Below are 4,494 nucleotides of genomic sequence, written 5' to 3'. Positions count from 1 at the left end.
GAAGGGATTGGGCCGAGAATCGCTTGCCATTTCGATGCGCAGGCCGAAGGCGCTGACATCGGGCGCCAGCCTGTAGCGGCCGGTATCGAACTCGATCTTGCGGATGTAGATGGCATCATCATTCATCAGCCCGGGCTGGAGCAGGCGCTGGCGCACCCGCAGGCTGTTCATGTCGAGGACGAGAATCTCGATATCGCCGACATGCTGGCCGTCGCCGGACTTGGCGCTGTCGATCAGTGGCACCGCGACCAGCAGCATGTCGTCATGGGCGGGCCAGACCTTGCAGACCAGGCCGAATGAATTGTCACCTTCCCGCAGCGTCAGGGAGATGCTGGTATGGGGTTCCAGCGTGAACGATCTTTCGTCGGCGCTCTTCTGGGCATTGGGATAGGCCAGTTGCACCAGCGCGGCGGCATCGCCGCAATCGTCCGCCGCGGCCCGGGCGGGCGACAGGCCGGCGGCGGCGAGGCCGAGGAAGAGACTACTTAGCACCAATCGCATGGGGTTCTCACGTCGCGGGGCCGGGTTGGATCAGGACTTGTGTACGCGAGATTGGTGACGGCGCACAGGGGCGGGCCATCTTCAATGGCAGCAGTCGTGCCCTGAATGCGCGCTTGTCCTGCACAGGCAGGACGAGGTGATCGGCACGTCGGTCTTTGCCAACGCCGTGGCGAGCCTGGCCTGGAACCCAGGCAACTGGTCGGTCTCGCCGCGCCGCCCCAAGCATTCGACCAGCCCGTGCAGCGCCCAGACATTGTCCGGATGCTGGGCGCAGCGCTCAACCGCGCCACTCTGGCCGAGATCGTCGCGATAGACCTGCTCGGCTTCTTCGGCATGGCCCTGGTCGAGCAGCAGCGCCGCCAGCGCATGGCGCGGCGGATGCATCCACGCCCAGGGCTCGGTGTAGGAGAGGTTGTCGTCGAGCTCGACTGCGCGTCGCAAGTGCTCGAAGGCCTCGTTATGCCGCCCCTGGTGGTAGGCAAGCTCGCCGTCGAGCAAGCAGGCACCCACGGCGAGCGAGTCCCGCGTCGGGTTGCTGAGGAAGCGCCGTTCCGTCGGAATGCGCCCCAGGTGCCGGTGGAAGCGCTCGCGCTCCTGTTCGGCTTCCGCGAACTGCTTGAGCGTCGCATGCGCGACACCCTTGGCGTAGTGCTGCATGGCCGTCGTCAGCACATAGAGATCGGGCTCGGCAACCATCGGCTCGTCGATGATCTCCCGCCAGCGGCCGAAGCGCACCTGCACGTGCGATTCCATCGCATGGTAGCCCTCAACCGTCTGCGTCAGCTTCGGGCGGTCGGGGATGCCGACGACATCGCGCGTCACCAGGCTGCGCACCTTGTCGGCCGCCCACAGCGCCGGCTTGTACTGGCCGAGGAACATGCAGGTGAACATCATCAGATGCAGGTCGTGGCAGCAGCCGAGCAGGTAGTAGGTCGTCTCGCCGGCATAGGCGAGGTAGAGATCGTTGGCGCGCACCGCCTTTTCGCTGGCGAGTTTTGCTTTCTCGTATTCGCCGCAGAGCACATGGATGTGGCCCGGCATATGGTTCATGTGGCCGGCATCGGGACACATCGTGCCAAGCCGTTCGGCCGAGCGCATGCCACGCTCGGGCTGGGTCGACATCTCGAGCAGGTGGATGTGCAAATGCAGGGCCGCCGGATGCGGCGTCGTGCCGGCCTCGTCCGAGACCCTGATCGAGCGCTCGCAGACGTCGAGCGCCTCCAGCACGTCCGAATTCGGCGCCGGCTTGCCGGTCCTGAGATCCCATAGGCGCCTGACGGTGCGCATCATCAGCGCCTCGACGAAGAGTGCCATCACGTCATGGTCGTCTGGGAAATCGCGATAGACCTGTCGCATCGCGGCGGCATAGGCGTCGTCCCACAGCGAGAATTCCGCCGGCGCCACGCGATACGGTTTCTGGAACCGCGCGGCCAGCGCCTCGATCAGCCGCCGCTCCACAGCGCTCGATCGGGCGCTGCCGGCGAGCGCAAGCTGGACATGGTCGAAGCAAAGCCTGGTGGCCCTGTCGGCCTCGGCCTCGTCATGCTCCTTCCAGGTCAGATTGTAGAAAGGCCCCGCGGCATAGGCGATGCCCCAGTGCACGAAGGCGCAATCGGGATCAGTCTGCAGCGCCTTCGCGAAGCATCTTATTCCTTCCTCGTGGTTGAAACCGTAGCACCAGTTCAGCCCGATATCGAACCAGCGCTGCGTCTCGGCCGAAGAGGTAGAGATGGGGCGGCGATAGGTGCCGAGGTCGAAGTGGTCCATGCCTGACTGCTTCCGCGCTTGCCGGTCTGAGGCCGCATGCAATCTGTGGTGAATGGGCGCATATGGCAACGGCCGGCGCGGCTCAGCAAGAGCCGCGCCGGCCGGGGTTGCCACCCTGGGAGGGATCAGGAGTCGAGCCACACTTTCTCGAAATGCTGCTCGAGCGACTGGTGCTGCTCGCAGCCTTGCACGCCCTTGCGGTAGGTGCGGTAGACCGAGCGCCAGTAGGGCTGGATGATGATGCCGCTATCGCGCAAATTCTGCTCAATCTTGGCCATGATCTCCTTGCGCTGGGCGGCATCGGGCATCGCCAGCGCCTTGTCGAGAAGCTCGTCGAACTCCTTGTTGGCATAGGCGCTTTCGTTCCAGGCGGCGCCCGATTTGTAGGCAAGCGCCAGCACCTGCACGCCGAGCGGCCGCCCCAGCCATTCCGTGCAGGAGAAGGGGTATTTGCTCCAGTCGTTCCAGAAGGTGGCGGCCGGCAGCACGGTGCGCTTGATCTTCAGGCCCGCCTCGCGCATCTGCGCGGCGATCGCGTCGCCGGTGCTCTTTTGCCATTCGACGTCGACCGAGATGAGGTCGAATTCGTGGTCCGCCTTGCCGGCCTCGGCGAGCAGCTTCTTCGCTGCGTCGACATCGCGCTTGGCCGGGCCGATATCGGCGAATTCCGGATGCATCGGGCCGACATGGTGGTTGTCGGCGGGTTTGCCGCGACCGTCGATGCCGAGCTTCAGCACGGCCGAGTTGTCGACGGCAAGCTGGGCGGCGCGGCGCACCTTGTCGTCATCGTAGGGCGCATTGCCGACATTGAAGCGGGCGACGATGGTCGAGCCGGTGGCGATCTCGGAATTTTCGAGCCCCATCTCTTCGGTCTGCGATACGGCGTCCGAAGCCGTCTCGTGGTCGGTGTCGATCTCGCCGGATTCGAAGGCCGACAGCATGGCGTTGGGATCGGAGCCGTAGTCGACCCATTTGATGCCATCGAGATGGAACTCGCCCTTCCACCAGGGCTTGTCCTTGCGCTTCACCTCCGCACCGGTCTCAGCGTCCCAGCTCACCAGTTCGCAAGGGCCGGTGGTGATGGCTAGAGCCTTCTTCGGGTCGCCGTCGCCCTCATAGGAGCGGTGCATGATCAGAGCCGGATAGTCGGCCATGCCGGCGATCAGCGAGATGTCGGGCTTGGGCAGGTTGAGCTTGACGGTGAAGTCGTCGACCTTCTCGATGCCGCCATCGACCGGCTTCTTGGTGTCGGCGTTGACCAGTGCGCCCATGCGCGCGGCGACCGAGTTGCCGGCGACAGAAGCATCGCACCAGCGCGTCAAATTGTGGATGACATCGTCGGCGTTGAAGGTGTCGCCGTTCGACCAGCTGATGCCCTTGCGCACGTGCAGCGTGATTGTCCTGGCATCGTCGCTGGTCTCCCAGCTTTCCAAGAGCCATGGCTCGAAGCTGAAGTCTGTGTTCCAGCGCACCAGATATTCATTGCAGTGGCGCGCCACGTTGGACATCTCGACACCGTCGAAGGTGCGCGGATCCTTGAAACCCTTGACGTTCATGGCGACGCGCAAGATGCCACCCCTTTTTGACTCCTCCGCGCGGGCAGGCGACGTGCCGAGCCCGCCCAACGCGAAGGCGCCGGCGGCGCTGACGCCAAGGCCGGCCATGATGGCAAGATATTCGCGCCGGCTGATGCCGCCTTTCCTGAAATCGTCGGCGGTGGGCTTTGCCCGCGGGTGCAGTTTTCTGTCGGTCAGCATGAATTTCATCGTCGTTCCCTCCCTGTTGGGCGCCCCGGCCGGTCGCGGTGCGGGGGGCGGATGCGTCTCGCCGGAGCGCCCGTTGGCCTGCGGCGATGATAGGGCGGGGTTGCACAGGGAAATGTTCGCTTTTCCGCAGTTCTTGTGCGCTGTTCCGCACGTGGGTAGCGCCAATCTCCCCCCTTGTGGGGGAGATGTCCGGCAGGACAGAGGGGGGCGCTGTCCCGCCCAGCATCTCGGCTATCAGCGCCGCTGCGATGACGAATGGTTTTGAATCCTAGAGATTCTGAGGGGCCGCGATCCTTCGCGCCCCCCTCTGGCCTGCCGGCCATCTCCCCCACAAGGGCAGGGCTATCGCATATGGGTTAGCGCCTGGATGAGATAGTCGTCGTTCCAGGCGCATTTCTTGATGCGGTGGCTGATGGGGACTTTGTCGGCATCGGCTGCCTGGAGGACGTTTCTGGCGATG

Annotated in this window: 2 protein-coding genes and 1 pseudogene; all 3 read right to left on the bottom strand. The window is 64.6% G+C overall.

From position 1 onward, the window contains the following. A pseudogene (locus tag EN780_RS28220) lies at positions 1-501 on the bottom strand (hypothetical protein); the annotation flags it as partial. Between the two features lie 81 nt (positions 502-582). After that, a complete protein-coding gene (locus EN780_RS28215; protein ID WP_128275936.1) occupies positions 583-2,268 on the bottom strand; it encodes a tetratricopeptide repeat protein in 1,686 nt (561 codons plus the stop codon). A 125-nt stretch (positions 2,269-2,393) separates the two neighbouring features. Then, complete coding sequence (locus EN780_RS28210; RefSeq protein ID WP_128275935.1) at positions 2,394-4,034, bottom strand: ABC transporter substrate-binding protein; 1,641 nt, start codon at positions 4,032-4,034, stop codon at positions 2,394-2,396. Between the last annotated feature and the right edge of the window lie 460 nt (positions 4,035-4,494).

The sequence above is a fragment of the Mesorhizobium sp. M4B.F.Ca.ET.089.01.1.1 genome, assembly GCF_004022605.1.
Taxonomy (GTDB): Bacteria; Pseudomonadota; Alphaproteobacteria; order Rhizobiales; family Rhizobiaceae; genus Mesorhizobium; species Mesorhizobium abyssinicae.
Note: the sequence above shows the minus strand (reverse complement) of the source record. Positions and strands in the feature narration are given on the sequence as shown.

Excerpts from the sequence above, each read along its gene's own strand:
- EN780_RS28215 (WP_128275936.1), bottom strand. The coding sequence starts at position 2,268 with ATGGACCACTTCGACCTCGGCACCTATCGCCGCCCCATCTCTACCTCT.
- EN780_RS28210 (WP_128275935.1), bottom strand. The coding sequence starts at position 4,034 with ATGAAATTCATGCTGACCGACAGAAAACTGCACCCGCGGGCAAAGCCC.